This window comes from Azospirillum sp. UENF 312511, assembly GCF_058780635.1.
The window spans coordinates 1,087,977-1,102,072 of record NZ_JBSNCG010000003.1; the positions used below are offsets into that span (position 1 = coordinate 1,087,977).

Here is a 14,096-nt window from a genome sequence, read left to right on the forward strand (position 1 = left end):
CCTCGAAAGTGCTCCCCCGTCCTTGAGCGTCGCAGAGGAGAGGTCGAGCGCATGCGGTTTCCGGTCCGGCGTCTGCTGAGACTCCTGATGGCCCTGGCCGTCGCCCTGGTGGCCTTCAGCGTCGGCTGGGTGGCGCTCTACCGCGTGGTGCCGGTGCCGGCCACGCCCCTGATGCTGATCCGCGCCGCCGGAGGGTCCGGGCTGGCGCACGACTGGGTGCCCCTGTCGCAGATGTCTCCCCACCTCGCCCGCGCGGTCATCGCGTCGGAGGACACGCTGTTCTGCGGCCATGGCGGCTTCGACTGGGCGGCCATCGAAGGCGCCTTCGAAGACAACGAGGAGGGCCGGCGCCTGCGCGGCGGCAGCACGATCAGCCAGCAGACCGCCAAGAACGCCTTCCTCTGGCCGGACCGCAGTTGGACCCGCAAGGGCATCGAGGCGTGGTTCACCCTGCTGATCGAGACGCTGTGGCCGAAGAGCCGCATCCTGGAGGTCTATTTGAACATCGTGGAGTGGGGCGACGGCGTCTACGGCGCCGAGGCCGCCGCCCGCCACCATTTCAAGAAGCCGGCATCGGCCCTGACCCGCCGCGAGGCCGCCCTGCTGGCCGTCGTCCTGCCCAATCCGCGCAACTGGTCCCCGAACCCGCCCGGCGCCTACGTGGCGCGGCGGGCGGGGGTCATCGAACGGCGCATGGCGGTGGTGGAGCGGGACGGGCTGGCCGATTGCGCGCGCTAATCTTAGACTGCCGCATTTCAACCTGAAAACTTGCTTGTCGACCACAAATACAGCCGGTGGTAATCTGATCTGAATGCCATGCCGGGCGACGGAGTGATTCGGCTAACCGACATTCTTCGATCGTTGGCAAACCTCGGCAACGGGAGAGCCGTCAGATGAACGTCATGGAGCCATCGGTGGGTGCGGTCCGGCAACCAGCCCCTCTGTCCACCACGACATCGTCCGCTCCCAAGCACGCGGCGGAAGCGAAAGAAGCAACCGTCGGCCCCCCCTCCGACGGCGCGCGCGATACCGCTGCGGTCGTTACGCTGTCGGAGACGGCTCAGGCGTCCCTGGTGACCCAGACGGCGACCCAGACCGCGGGAAAGAAAGATTTCGCGACCGTCGCCAAGGACACGCGGGCGGCCATCGACGCCAAATACGCGGAATTGGCCGCGAACGGCAAGCCGATGGACTACATGCACGCCACTCAGGAAAGCTGGGACACCGTCTATGGCGGGCTCGACCGTCGCGCCCTCTTCGCCATCGCCAGCAACAGCGACGGCAGCTTCTCCAAAGACGAGCAGGACACCGCCCAATCCATCATGTCGCAGCAGCAGGGGCAGGCCATGATGGCCGCGGACCCGACAGGCAACGATCTCGCCGCCCGCTTCCGAGCCGGTGTCGCCTTCCTGGAGGGCGTCAGCGACGAGGAGAAGGGCTCGGCCAACTGGGCGGTCCAACGCGCCGCCAACCAGTTCGGCTACGAGCAGACGATGCGGAGCAGCGGCCGGGAACCGGACGATCTCGACAGCGAGAACCCGCTGGTCGCCATGATCAAGGGCGCGATGGACCGCCTCAAGGACAAGTCGCCCGAGTCCGTCGCCACCGGCGGCTATGTCAAGGATCTGAAGGACATGCCTTTGTTCCGCGACGGCGTGCCGGCGGTCGCGGCCGGCCCCGGCCCGTCTCCCCAGATCAGGGCGCTCGACATCCGGGCATGAGGATCTACGCCCCGCCCCCCGACATCCGGAGGCTCACCACCCCAGCGACGATCAGCAATATCCCCGCCAGCTTCAGGAAGTTCAGCGACTCGCCGAACACCCAAATCCCGATCGCCGCGATGGCCGCGGTGCCGACCGCCGACCAGATGGCGTAGGCCACGCCCACCTCGATCTCGCGCAGCGCCTGGGCCAGCATCGCGAAGGCCACCAGATAGCAGGCCACCACCGCCAGGCTGGGCCACAGGCGGGTCATGCCGTCGGACATCTTCATGGCGACGGTGCCCACGATCTCGAAGGCGATGGCGACGGACAGAAACAGCCAGCTCATGCGGGTCCTCGACGGATGATCATCTTCCAGAAATGCGCGCAAACCGTAGGACGGACAAGCGCGGCGCCCGTTGACGGACGGCGCGCTGCGCCCTAGGGTCGCTGCCTTTCTACACTTCCGTCGAGTTTTGAAGGGGCTCTACCATGACCGGCGAGCGGGAATTGGCGTTGCAGGCGAAGGCGTGGCCGTTCGAGGAGGCGCGCAAACTGGTCGCGCGCTTCGCGAAAGAGCCGCCGGCCAAAGGCTACGTCCTGTTCGAGACCGGCTACGGTCCGTCGGGCCTGCCGCACATCGGCACCTTCGGCGAGGTGGCGCGCACCACCATGGTCCGTCAGGCCTTCCAGCGGATGAGCGACATCCCGACGAAGCTGTTCTGCTTCTCCGACGACATGGACGGGCTGCGCAAGGTCCCGGACAACATCCCGAACAAGGAACTGGTGGCCGCCAGCCTCGGCAAGCCGCTGACCCAGGTCCCGGACCCGTTCGGCACGCACGACAGCTTCGGCGCGCACAACAACGCGCGGCTGCGCGCCTTCCTCGACAGCTTCGGCTTCGAGTACGAGTTCCAGTCCTCCACCGACTGGTACAAGTCGGGCCGCTTCGACGAGGCGCTGCTCGGCGTGCTGCGGCGCTATGACGAGATCATGGCCGTCATGCTGCCGACCCTGGGCGAGGAGCGCCAGCAGACCTACAGCCCGTTCCTGCCCGTCTCCCCCTCCACGGGGCGCGTGCTGCAGGTCCCGGTGCTGGAGCGCGACGTGGACGCCGGCACCATCGTCTTCCAGGACGAGGACGGCAAAAAGGTCGAGGTCCCCGTCACCGGCGGCCATGTGAAGCTCCAGTGGAAGCCCGACTGGGGCATGCGCTGGTACGCGCTGGGCGTCGATTACGAGATGTACGGCAAGGACCTGATCCCGTCGGCCGAGTTGGCCGGGAAGATCGTCAACATCCTCGGCGGCACCCCGCCGCAGGGCTTCAATTACGAGCTGTTCCTGGATGACAAGGGACAGAAGATCTCCAAGTCCAAGGGCAACGGCCTGACCATGGAGGAGTGGCTGGCCTACGCCCCGCCGGAGAGCCTCGCCCTCTACATGTTCCAGAAGCCGAAGTCGGCCAAGCGCCTGTATTTCGACGTGATCCCGCGGGCGGTGGACGAGTATCTGGCCTTCGTCGCCAAGCTGCCGGTGGAGGAGCCGGCCAAGGCGCTGGAGAACCCGGCCTGGCACATCCACAACGGCACGGCCCCGGCGGTGCGCTCGGACGTGTCCTTCAACCTGCTGCTCAACCTCGCCGGGGCGGCGAACGCCGAGACCAAGGACGTGATGTGGGGCTTCATCAGCCGCTACGCGCCCGAGGCGACGCCGGAGAACAGCCCCTTCCTGGACAAGCTGGTCGGCTACGCCGTCCGCTACTACCAGGATCAGGTGAAGCCGACAAAACGCTTCCGCGCCCCCACCGACGCCGAGCGCGCCGCGCTGGAGGACCTGCTGAAGCGTCTGGACACCATCCCCGCCGACGCGGCGGGCGACGTCATCCAGAACGAGGTCTTCGCCGTCGGCAAGGAGCATGGCTTCACCGAGCTGCGCGCCTGGTTCCAGGCGCTCTACGAGGTGCTGCTCGGCCAGACCACCGGCCCGCGCATGGGCTCCTTCATCCAGCTCTACGGCCTGGACGAAACCAAGACCCTGATCCGCGAGAAGCTGGCCGCCTGAGCACCGTCTTCTTTTCCCCTCCCCCGCGCCGCGGACCGCCGCGGGGGAGGGCTTTCCCAGCGGCCCGGCAATCTCACGAACAATTCGTCGAACGCACAAACCGCGCCCAAGGGAGGCGGTGTTCCACAGCGTGCCCGGATGGATGTCGCTCAGCATTCGGCGAGACTTCACCCGTTACCGTTCCGGTCCCAAACAATATTCCCGGTCTGATCGTTTGCATTTCCATCATCCGGCCATGCGGCTCGAATGTGTGCAAACGGTCGAAATCCTGCCCACCCGCTGGGCAAACAACATTTTAATCCCGCATCGCCATGCGCACGCCGCACCGCACCAATACCAACTTGGTATTACCATCCGCCAAGGTCAAAGCCTATGATCCGCCCCGTTACTGCTTTTGCAGTGCGTTTCCTCCCTAAACTCTTCAAGGCCGCATCCCAACCGGGTTGCGGCCCTTTTTCTTTTCCACCTCGGCCTTTCGACGCTTTGACATGGCTGGCCGCCGGCATGGCTGGCGGCGCAGGGTATGGTTGCGCAGGGCGGGCGCCGATGACAAGTTCGGCTCCATTAGCGGCCCGTTAACCGGCGCGTCGTTGGATATCCGGATGCAGCCACGTCAGGCCCCCCACTCCGATCAAGAGGACGACCGTCCCGGCGCGGCCCGCTCGGCGCCGCGGGAAGACTCCTCCGCGGACAACGGGGTGGACCCGGAGCTGCTCGGCTATCTGTTCGACGATTCTCCCCCGCTCCTCCTGCGCCGGAACCGGCCCGCCGCCGCGTCGGCACGGCGCTGATCGAATCGCGGCGGGCCGGGATGGGCGATGCCGGAGTCCGCGCGCATCTGGCGCGCAAGCTGTGCCGGCTGCTGCCCGACCTGCCCCCGGACCGCCAGGACAAGGCCACCGCCACCGCCCTGCGGACGCTGGAGCGACTGGCCCGCGATCATGCGGCCCATGTGCGGACGGCGCTGGCCGGGGCTCTGAAGGACGTCGCCTGCGCCCCGCCCGCCGTGGCGCGCACGCTGGCCCGCGATGTCGAACGCTCGGTGGCGGAGCCGATCCTCCATTGCTGCGCCACCCTGACCGACGACGACCTGCTGGAGATCATCGCCAGCCACCCCGCGGGCTGGGCGCTGTCGGCCATCGCGCGGCGGCCGGCGGTCAGCGCGCCGCTGTCCTGCGCCATCGTCGACACGGGCGATGCGGAGGCCACGGGCGTCCTGCTGGACAACGACGGCGCGGTCATCCCCGAAGACCGGCTGGAGGATCTGGTGGAGCGGTCGGGCGGCCATCCAGACTGGCAGGCCAAGCTGGCCAGCCGCCCCGCCCTGTCGCAACGGCTGGCCCTGCGGCTGGCGGAGTTCGTCGACAACTCGGTGGCCGACCTGCTGCGCCGCCGCACCGATCTGGACGCGGTCACCGCGGCGGAGGTCGCCGCCGTGACCCGCCGCCGCGTCGCCTGGATCGAAGGGCGCGATCCCGCCGAGTCGCCGGGGCGCCGCGCCGTCCGCCTGCACCGGCAGGGCGCCTTGGACGAGACGGCGCTGGGCGACGCCCTGTCCTGGGAGGAAACGGACTTCGTCCGCGCCGCCCTGGCCCTGCGCGCCGCCGTCCATCCGGGAATCGTGGACGACATCCTGCGGTCCGGCGATGCCCGCGCCGTTACCGCCCTGGTCTGGCGCGCGGGCTATTCGATGCGTTGCGCCATGCGGGTGCAGGTCCGTGCCGCCGGCATCCCGCCGCGCGCCGTGCTGAACGCCCGCCAGGGCACTGACTACCCGCTGCCCGCGGCGGACATGACCCGTCACCTCGCGCTCTACGGCGTCCGTTCCTGACGCCGCGGAGCGCTGTCCCCGAAATGTCCCTTACTGGATTTCCAGCGGCCGGCGGGCCGGGGCGCGCCGCGTGTCGGGCGCCAGCGTCGGATCGTTCTGATACAGCGGGCGCGACGGGTCGGTGTCGATCAACTGCGGCGGGGTGACGATCTCCTCGCCCGACCCGGAATCGAACTGGATCACCGCCATCCGGCGCACGGTCTCGCACAGGGCGCGCTTGCGCAGGGTCGCCGGGTCGGCAGGCCCGTCGAAGGCCACCAAGGGCACCACGATGCCGCTGCGCTCCCCCGGTGGAACGGAGGTGTACACATAGTTCGACACGGGCCGGCAATACAGGATGTCGGTGGCCGACGGGGTATCCGCCGCAGTGGCCGCCGGAGCGCCGGCCGCCGCCTCGTTCAACGGCGCACTGGCCAACGGAGCCTTGGCCAGAGCGGCCTCATAGTCTGCGACGGTTTGTCCCAAGGCCGCGCCACCGCTTCCCAGGGCCAGCGTCACGGTCAGGCAAAATGCCGGTGCAAAGCGAATCATGGTTCTTCCCCCCATCCCGAACGGCCTTGAAAACCTATCCAAAGAATAGTGCGCCGCACCCGGAACGCCAAATTCCTGTTTGCCGTTCCGGCCATTCGCCGTAATCGATTGCACAGTTCCGTGCCCCGTGCTTGCGGTCACGCTTGCTCTCGGGCCGGAATCGCGCTAGGAACCGCCCTCGAAATCTCAGGGCGCTGGACCCCTAGGACGCTACACTCAATCGGTTCTGTCCTCCGCTGAATGGGGGACGCTCACGCTTAGGGAAACGCTCCATGGCTCGCAAGAAGATTGCGCTCGTCGGCGCCGGCCAGATTGGCGGCACGCTGGCTCTGCTCGCTGCCCAGAAGGAACTCGGCGACGTCGTCCTGTTCGACATCGCTGAAGGCATGCCGGAGGGCAAGGCCCTCGACCTGGCTGAGACCTCGCCGGTCGAAGGCTTCAACGCCAAGCTCAGCGGCGGCAACGACTATTCGGTCATCGAAGGCGCCGACGTGGTGATCGTCACCGCCGGCGTGCCGCGCAAGCCGGGCATGAGCCGCGACGACCTGATCGGCATCAACACCGGCGTCTGCCAGACTGTCGGCGAGAACATCAAGAAGTACGCCCCGAACGCCTTCGTCATCGTCATCACGAACCCGCTGGACGTGATGGTGTGGGTGCTCCAGCAGGCCTCCGGCCTCCCGCCGGAGCGCGTCGTCGGCATGGCCGGCGTGCTCGAACTCGGCCCGCTTCCGCTACTTCCTGGCCGACGAGTTCAAGGTGTCGGTTGAGGACGTCACCGCCTTCGTGCTGGGCGGCCACGGCGACACCATGGTCCCGCTCGTGCGCTACTCGACCGTCGCCGGCATCCCGCTGCCGGATCTGGTCAAGATGGGCTGGACCACGCAGGAGAAGCTGGACGCCATCGTGCAGCGCACCCGCGACGGAGGTGCGGAGATCGTCAAGCTGCTGAAGACCGGCTCGGCCTTCTACGCCCCGGCCGCCTCCGCCATCCAGATGGCCGAGTCCTACCTGAAGGACCAGAAGCGCGTCGTTCCGGTCGCCGCCTACCTGACCGGCCAGTACGGCCAGAACGACCTCTACGTCGGCGTCCCGACGATCATCGGCGCCGGTGGCGTCGAGAAGATCATCGAGATCGATCTCTCCGAGGAAGAGAAGAAGATGTTCGATCACTCGGTCGACGCTGTGAAGCAGCTCGTCGAGGTGGTCAAGAAGCAGCAGGCTGAGAAGGCCGCCTCCTAAGGCGGCCTGTTTTTTGCCTGCGCGACGGCCTGCGGCCCTGTCGCCCCGGCGCGGACGGTTGAACCGTCCGCGCCGGGTGGTACAGTGACCGCGGACGTTCGCGCCAGCCGGCGTAAGGCTTCCTGAAGGACTCGTTCTCACGAAGACTTGTGCCCTGGCGCGTCCGCCAGCAGGAAACGCCTGCCCGATCTTCGCCCATCGTCAGCCGACCACACTCTGTCAGCCGACCATAAAAACAGATGGACGCCCGATGAACATCCATGAGTATCAGGCCAAAGGCCTGCTGAAGAAGTACGGCGTCGCGGTGCCCCGCGGCGGCGTCGCCTACACCCCGCAGGAAGCCGAGACCGTCGCCCGCGAGCTGGGCGGCCCGGTGTGGGTCGTGAAGTCGCAGATCCACGCGGGCGGCCGCGGCGCCGGCCGCTTCAAGGACAACCCCGAGGGCAAGGGCGGCGTCCGCGTCGTCAAGTCCATCGAGGAGGTCGGCAAGAACGCCGGCGAGATGCTGAACCACGTGCTGGTCACCAAGCAGACCGGGCCGGAAGGCCGCGAGGTCAAGCGCCTCTACGTCGAGGAAGGCGCCGACATCAAGCGCGAGCTGTATCTCGGCATGCTGACCGACCGCGCCACCGGCCGCGTCACCATCATGGCGTCCACCGAGGGCGGCATGGAGATCGAGGAGGTCGCCCACAACACGCCGGAGAAGATCGTCAAGGTCGCCATCGACCCGGCCACCGGCATCCAGGGCTACCACACCCGCAAGGTCGCCTTCGCGCTGGGCCTCGAGGGCAAGCAGGTCTCCGCCGCCGCCAAGTTCATCGTCGCCGCCTATCAGGCCTTCGTTGACCTGGACTGCGCGATCGTCGAGATCAACCCGCTGATCGTCACCGGCTCGGGCGAGATCCTGGCGCTCGACGCCAAGATGAGCTTCGACGACAACGCCCTGTTCCGTCACAAGGACGTCGAGGAGCTGCGCGACGAGGCCGAGGAAGATCCGGCCGAGATCGAGGCGGCCAAGCACAGCCTCAACTACGTCAAGCTGGACGGCAACATCGGCTGCATGGTCAACGGCGCCGGCCTGGCGATGGCGACCATGGACATCATCAAGCTGTACGGCGGCGAGCCGGCCAACTTCCTCGATGTCGGCGGCGGCGCCACGAAGGAGCGCGTCACCGCGGCCTTCAAGCTGATCCTCTCCGACCCGAACGTCGAAGGCATCCTGGTCAACATCTTCGGCGGCATCATGCGTTGCGACGTCATCGCCGAAGGCGTGGTCGCGGCGGCCCGCGAGGTGCACCTGCACGTTCCGCTGGTCGTCCGTCTGGAAGGCACGAACGTCGAGCTGGGCAAGAAGATCCTCAGCGAGTCCGGTCTGCCGATCCTCTCGGCCGACAACCTCGCCGACGCCGCCGACAAGGTGGTCAAGGCCGTGAAGGAGGCCGCGTAAGATGGCTGTTCTCGTCGATAAGAACACGAAGGTGATCTGCCAGGGCTTCACCGGCGCCCAGGGCACCTTCCATTCCGAGCAGGCGATCGCCTACGGCACCAAGATGGTCGGCGGCGTCACCCCGGGCAAGGGCGGCACCAAGCACCTCGACCTGCCGGTCTTCGACACGGTGGCCGACGCGGTCGAGAAGACCGGCGCCAACGCCAGCGTCATCTACGTGCCGCCGCCCTTCGCCGCCGACGCCATCCTGGAGGCGATCGACGCCGAGATCCCGCTGGTGGTGTGCATCACCGAGGGCATCCCGGTGCTCGACATGGTGCGCGTCAAGCGGGCGCTGGGCAACTCCAAGACCCGGCTGATCGGGCCGAACTGCCCGGGCATCATCACGCCCGACGAGTGCAAGATCGGCATCATGCCGGGCCACATCCACAAGCGCGGCAAGATCGGCATCGTCTCGCGCTCGGGGACGCTGACCTACGAGGCGGTGGCGCAGACCACCGCGGCGGGGCTGGGCCAGACGACCTGCATCGGCATCGGCGGCGACCCGGTGAACGGGACGAACTTCGTGGACAGCCTGGAGCTGTTCCTGAAGGACCCGGAGACCGAGGGCATCATCATGATCGGCGAGATCGGCGGCGACGCCGAGGTCAAGGGCGCGGAGTTCATCCGCGACTCCGGGACCAAGAAGCCGGTCGTCGGCTTCATCGCCGGACGCACCGCGCCTCCGGGCCGCCGCATGGGCCACGCCGGCGCGGTGATCTCCGGCGGCAACGACACCGCGGACTTCAAGATCGAGTTCATGAAGTCCGTCGGCATCGCCGTCGCCGACAGCCCCGCGAGCCTGGGTTCCACCATGCTCAAGGTCTTCAAGGGCTGATAAAGCGGGGGCGGGACCCCATATTCCCGCCCACTGCCGAAGGACCGGCGGCCCCGTGTCTCCTTCCGGAGATCCGGGGCCGCTCGGAGCCCAGCGACAAGCAAAAAAACTCTCTGAGGGAACCGGGCAAACGCCCGAGGCAAACATATGTCCGCTAATCTGGAGAAGACCTCGTTCCTGTTCGGCTCGAACGCCGAATATGTCGCGGAGTTGTACGCGCGCTTCCTGAAGGACCCCTCCTCGGTGGATTCGAGCTGGAACGGCTTCTTCAGGGAGCTGGACGACGACTCCCGCGCCGTCCTGAACGAGCTGAACGGCCCGTCCTGGAGCCTGGAGGAGGGCACGCTCGCCAACGGCGCGCTCGACCCCATCGCCGCCTCGCTGGAAAGCATCGGCGCCCCGGCCGCGACCAACGGCAACGGCGGCCTCGTCGCCCACGCCCAGCAGGTCTATGGCGGCATCAGCCACCAGCAGCTGCGCGCCGCGACGCTCGACAGCATCCGCGCGCTGATGCTCATCCGCGTCTACCGCGTGCGCGGCCACATGAACGCGCATTTCGACCCGCTGGGTCTCGAGAAGCGCGAGCCGCACCCGGAACTCGATCCGGCGACCTACGGCTTCGGCCCGGGCGACATGGACCGCCCGATCTTCCTGAACTATTCGCTGGGCCTGGAGACGGCGTCGCTGCGCCAGATCCTGGAGATCCTGCAGAAGACCTACTGCGGGAACATCGGCGTCGAGTTCATGCACATCCAGGACCCCGAAGAGAAGGCGTGGATCCAGGAGCGCATCGAGGGTGGGCGCAACCACACCGACTTCACGGTGAACGGCAAGCGCGCCATCTACGAGCGCCTGATCGCCGCCGAGGGCTTCGAGAAGTTCCTGCAGCTCAAGTACACCGGCACCAAGCGCTTCGGCCTTGAGGGCGGCGAGTCGATGATCCCCGCGCTGGAGCAGATCCTGAAGCGCGGCGGCCAGCTCGGCCTCAAGGAGGTCGTCGTTGGCATGGCCCACCGCGGCCGGCTGAACATGCTGACCAACTTCATGGGCAAGCCCTTCGCCGCGGTCTTCTCGGAGTTCCAGGGCAACCCGTCCAGCCCGCAGGACGTGCAGGGCTCGGGCGACGTGAAGTACCATCTGGGCACCTCGTCGGACCGCGACTTCAACGGCAACATCGTCCACCTGTCGCTGACCGCCAACCCGTCCCACCTGGAATGGGTGAACCCGGTCGTGCTGGGCAAGGTGCGCGCCAAGCAGGCGCAGCGCAACGACCTGGAGCGCGAGCAGGTCATGGGCGTGCTGATCCACGGCGACGCCGCCTTCGCCGGCCAGGGCATCGTGGCCGAGACGCTGGGCCTGTCGGAGCTGCGCGGCTACCGCACCGGCGGCACCGTGCACTTCATCATCAACAACCAGATCGGCTTCACCACGAACCCGACCTATTCGCGGTCCGGCGTCTACTGCTCGGACATGGCGAAGATGGTCCAGGCGCCGATCTTCCACGTCAACGGCGACGACCCCGAGTCCGTCGTCCACATCAGCCGCATCGCCGCCGAATTCCGCCAGAAGTTCAAGCGGGACGTGGTGATCGACATGGTCTGCTACCGCCGCCACGGCCACAACGAGGGCGACGAGCCGGGCTTCACCCAGCCGCTGATGTACAAGAAGATCCGCGCCCACGGGACCACGCGGGAGCTGTACGGCAAGCAGCTCGTCGAGGAGAACGTCCTCACCCAGGCCGAGTCCGATCAGATGATCCAGGACTTCATGAAGAAGCTGGAGGGTGAGTTCGAGGCCGCCAACTCCTTCAAGCCGAACAAGGCCGACTGGCTGGAAGGCAAGTGGTCGGGCCTGGAGGCCGCGAAGACCGACGACGAGCGCAAGGGCAACACCGGCGTGGCGATCGACGTGCTGCGCGAGGTTGGCAACAAGCTCTGCGAGTATCCGAAGGACTTCGCGATCAACTCGAAGATCGCCCGTCAGCTCGAGGCCAAGAAGAAGTCGCTGGAGACCGGCGAGGGGATCGACTGGGCGACGGCGGAAGCGCTCGCCTACGGCACGCTGCTGGTCGAGGGCAACGGCGTCCGCCTGTCGGGCCAGGACTCGGGCCGCGGCACCTTCTCGCACCGCCACGCGGTGATGTACGACCAGAACAACGAGAACAAGTACATCCCGCTGAACCACCTGCGCCCCGACCAGGGCCCGTTCGAGGTCCATGACAGCCCGCTGTCCGAGGCGGCCGTGGTCGGCTTCGAATACGGCTACTCGCTGGCCGAGCCGCACAGCCTGACCCTGTGGGAAGCGCAGTTCGGCGACTTCGCCAACACCGCCCAGACCATCATCGACCAGTTCCTCTCGTCGGGCGAGTCGAAGTGGCTGCGCATGTCCGGCCTCGTGCTGCTGCTGCCGCACGGCTACGAGGGCCAGGGTCCGGAGCACTCCTCGGCCCGTCCGGAGCGCTTCCTGCAGATGTCCGCCGAGGACAACTGGCAGATCTGCAACCTGACGACCCCGGCGAACCTGTTCCACGCCTTCCGCCGCCAGATGCGCCGGCCCTTCCGCAAGCCGCTGGTGCTGTTCACGCCGAAGTCGCTGCTGCGCCACAAGCTGTGCATCTCCAGCCTGTCGGAGCTGGCCGAGGGCACGAACTTCCGCCGCGTGCTCGGCGAGACGGCGACCGACCTGCTGCCGAACGAGCAGATCCGCCGCATCGTGGTCTGCACCGGCAAGGTCTATTACGACCTGCTGCAGGAGCGCACCGCGCGCGGCATCAAGGACGTGGCGCTGGTCCGGCTGGAGCAGCTCTACCCGTTCCCCCGCTCCGCCCTGACCGAGGAGTTCGCCCGCTACCCGAACGCCGAGGTGGTGTGGTGCCAGGAGGAGCCGGAGAACCAGGGCTACTGGGCCTTCGTCGACCGCCGTCTGGAAGGCGCCCTCACCTCGATCGAGCACAAGGCCTCGCGCCCCAGCTACGTCGGCCGTCCGGCCTCCGCGTCGCCGGCCACCGGCCTGCTCAAGCGTCACAACCAGGAGCAGGCGAAGCTTCTGGAAGACGCGCTCGTCATCCGCTGACTCGACGCCCAGGCGTAGAACAAGAAAGTACGAGAGGAACTTATGGCTACCGAAATCAAGGTCCCCACCCTGGGCGAGTCCGTCTCCGAGGCGACCGTTGCCCGCTGGCTGAAGAAGGTCGGCGACGCGGTCGCCGCCGACGAGGCGCTGGTCGAGCTGGAGACCGACAAGGTCACGCTTGAGGTGAACGCCCCATCCGCCGGCACGCTGGCGGAGATCGTCGCCGCCGACGGCGCCAACGTCGGCGTCGGCGCCCTGCTGGGCGTGCTGGGCGAGGCCGGTGCTGCCGTGGCCGCCCCGGCCAAGGCCGCCGCTCCCGCCGCAGCTCCGGCTCCGGCGGCTGCCCCGGCCGCCGCTCCGGCCCCGGCGGGCAACGCCGCCCTGGCCGACGCCGGCCCGGCCGCCCGCAAGCTGGTCGCCGAGAAGGGCCTCGACGCTGCGCAGATCGCCGGCACGGGCAAGGACGGGCGCATCACCAAGGGCGACGTGATCGACCACGCCGCCAAGCCGGCCGCGGCCCCCTCCGCCGCTCCGGCCGCCGCGCCGCAGAAGTACCAGTGGACCGCCGGCACCGCGGGCGACCGTCCGCGCGCCGCGCAGGAGGAGCGGGTCCGCATGACCCGTCTGCGCCAGCGCATCGCCGAGCGTCTGAAGGAGGCCCAGAACAGCGCCGCCATGCTGACCACCTTCAACGAGGTGGACATGACCAACGTCATGGCGCTGCGCAACGAGTACAAGGACTTCTTCGAGAAGCGCCACAAGGTGCGTCTCGGCTTCATGTCCTTCTTCGTGAAGGCCGCCATCCAGGCGCTGAAGGAAATCCCGGCCGTCAACGCCGAGATCGACGGCACGGACCTCGTCTACAAGAACTACTACGACATCGGCGTCGCCGTCGGCACGCCGCAGGGTCTGGTGGTTCCGATCGTCCGCGACGCCGACAAGCTCGGCTTCGCCCAGATCGAGGGCAAGATCGGCGAGCTGGGCAAGAAGGGCCGCGACGGCAAGCTGTCGATGGACGAGCTGACCGGCGGCACCTTCACCATCTCCAACGGCGGCGTCTACGGCTCGCTGATGTCCACCCCGATCATCAACCCGCCGCAGTCGGCCATCCTGGGCATGCACAAGACCCAGGAGCGTCCGGTCGTCGTGAACGGGAAGATCGAAATCCGCCCGATGATGTATCTGGCCCTGTCTTACGACCACCGCATCATCGACGGCAAGGAGGCGGTGACCTTCCTCGTCCGCATCAAGGAAAACATTGAGGACCCGCGGCGCCTGCTGCTGGACGTCTGAGATTCCGACAAAGGGAATGCGGGGGCACCGTCCTCCGCACCC

12 protein-coding genes and 1 pseudogene are annotated in these 14,096 nt (G+C 67.6%); 11 read left to right on the forward strand and 2 right to left on the reverse strand.

The features are described 5' to 3' along the window. Positions 1-51 precede the first annotated feature (51 nt). Positions 52-738 (forward strand): monofunctional biosynthetic peptidoglycan transglycosylase, encoded by a 687-nt coding sequence (gene mtgA / locus ACWPN7_RS16515; protein ID WP_038529602.1) that lies wholly within the window; start codon positions 52-54, stop codon positions 736-738. A 335-nt stretch (positions 739-1,073) separates the two neighbouring features. Next, the gene (locus ACWPN7_RS16520) at positions 1,074-1,721 is read left to right on the forward strand and encodes a hypothetical protein (RefSeq protein ID WP_459198049.1); all 648 of its coding nucleotides are present in this window, start codon (positions 1,074-1,076) and stop codon (positions 1,719-1,721) included. Between the two features lie 4 nt (positions 1,722-1,725). Here ACWPN7_RS16520 and ACWPN7_RS16525 read toward each other — a convergent pair whose 3' ends face one another. Continuing rightward, a complete protein-coding gene (locus ACWPN7_RS16525) occupies positions 1,726-2,049 on the reverse strand; it encodes a DMT family transporter (RefSeq protein ID WP_038529606.1) in 324 nt (107 codons plus the stop codon). Positions 2,050-2,192: 143 nt separating this feature from the next. On the opposite strand from ACWPN7_RS16525, the gene ACWPN7_RS16530 reads away from it, so the two are divergent. From ACWPN7_RS16530 to ACWPN7_RS16545, 4 genes are all read left to right on the forward strand, one after another. Then, positions 2,193-3,761: a lysine--tRNA ligase gene (locus tag ACWPN7_RS16530; RefSeq protein WP_459198050.1), complete on the forward strand. Its 1,569-nt coding sequence runs from the start codon at positions 2,193-2,195 to the stop codon at positions 3,759-3,761. Between the two features lie 118 nt (positions 3,762-3,879). After that, the gene (locus ACWPN7_RS16535) at positions 3,880-4,137 is read left to right on the forward strand and encodes a hypothetical protein (protein ID WP_200776564.1); all 258 of its coding nucleotides are present in this window, start codon (positions 3,880-3,882) and stop codon (positions 4,135-4,137) included. Positions 4,138-4,363: 226 nt separating this feature from the next. Then, complete coding sequence (locus ACWPN7_RS16540) at positions 4,364-4,552, forward strand: hypothetical protein (protein ID WP_492273367.1); 189 nt, start codon at positions 4,364-4,366, stop codon at positions 4,550-4,552. 20 nt (positions 4,553-4,572) lie between these two features. Next, positions 4,573-5,592 carry a DUF2336 domain-containing protein gene (locus tag ACWPN7_RS16545; protein ID WP_492273368.1) on the forward strand — a complete coding sequence of 340 codons (1,020 nt, stop codon included), beginning with the start codon at positions 4,573-4,575 and terminating at the stop codon, positions 5,590-5,592. Between the two features lie 30 nt (positions 5,593-5,622). Here ACWPN7_RS16545 and ACWPN7_RS16550 read toward each other — a convergent pair whose 3' ends face one another. Next, a complete protein-coding gene (locus tag ACWPN7_RS16550; RefSeq protein WP_459198052.1) occupies positions 5,623-6,123 on the reverse strand; it encodes a hypothetical protein in 501 nt (166 codons plus the stop codon). Positions 6,124-6,395: 272 nt separating this feature from the next. On the opposite strand from ACWPN7_RS16550, the pseudogene mdh reads away from it, so the two are divergent. The 5 genes and pseudogenes from mdh to odhB all read left to right on the forward strand — a co-directional run bounded on the left by mdh (position 6,396) and on the right by odhB (position 14,054). Continuing rightward, positions 6,396-7,365: pseudogene (gene mdh / locus ACWPN7_RS16555) on the forward strand (malate dehydrogenase). A 250-nt stretch (positions 7,366-7,615) separates the two neighbouring features. Continuing rightward, positions 7,616-8,812: an ADP-forming succinate--CoA ligase subunit beta gene (gene sucC / locus ACWPN7_RS16560; RefSeq protein WP_038529614.1), complete on the forward strand. Its 1,197-nt coding sequence runs from the start codon at positions 7,616-7,618 to the stop codon at positions 8,810-8,812. A 1-nt stretch (position 8,813) separates the two neighbouring features. After that, entirely contained in the window at positions 8,814-9,689 is an 876-nt protein-coding gene (gene sucD / locus ACWPN7_RS16565) for a succinate--CoA ligase subunit alpha (protein ID WP_014241630.1), read from the forward strand. A gap of 147 nt (positions 9,690-9,836) precedes the next feature. Continuing rightward, positions 9,837-12,761, forward strand: coding sequence for a 2-oxoglutarate dehydrogenase E1 component (locus ACWPN7_RS16570; RefSeq protein ID WP_038529616.1), 2,925 nt, complete (start codon positions 9,837-9,839; stop codon positions 12,759-12,761). A gap of 42 nt (positions 12,762-12,803) precedes the next feature. Next, positions 12,804-14,054, forward strand: coding sequence for a 2-oxoglutarate dehydrogenase complex dihydrolipoyllysine-residue succinyltransferase (odhB, locus tag ACWPN7_RS16575; protein WP_038529618.1), 1,251 nt, complete (start codon positions 12,804-12,806; stop codon positions 14,052-14,054). Positions 14,055-14,096 lie beyond the last annotated feature (42 nt).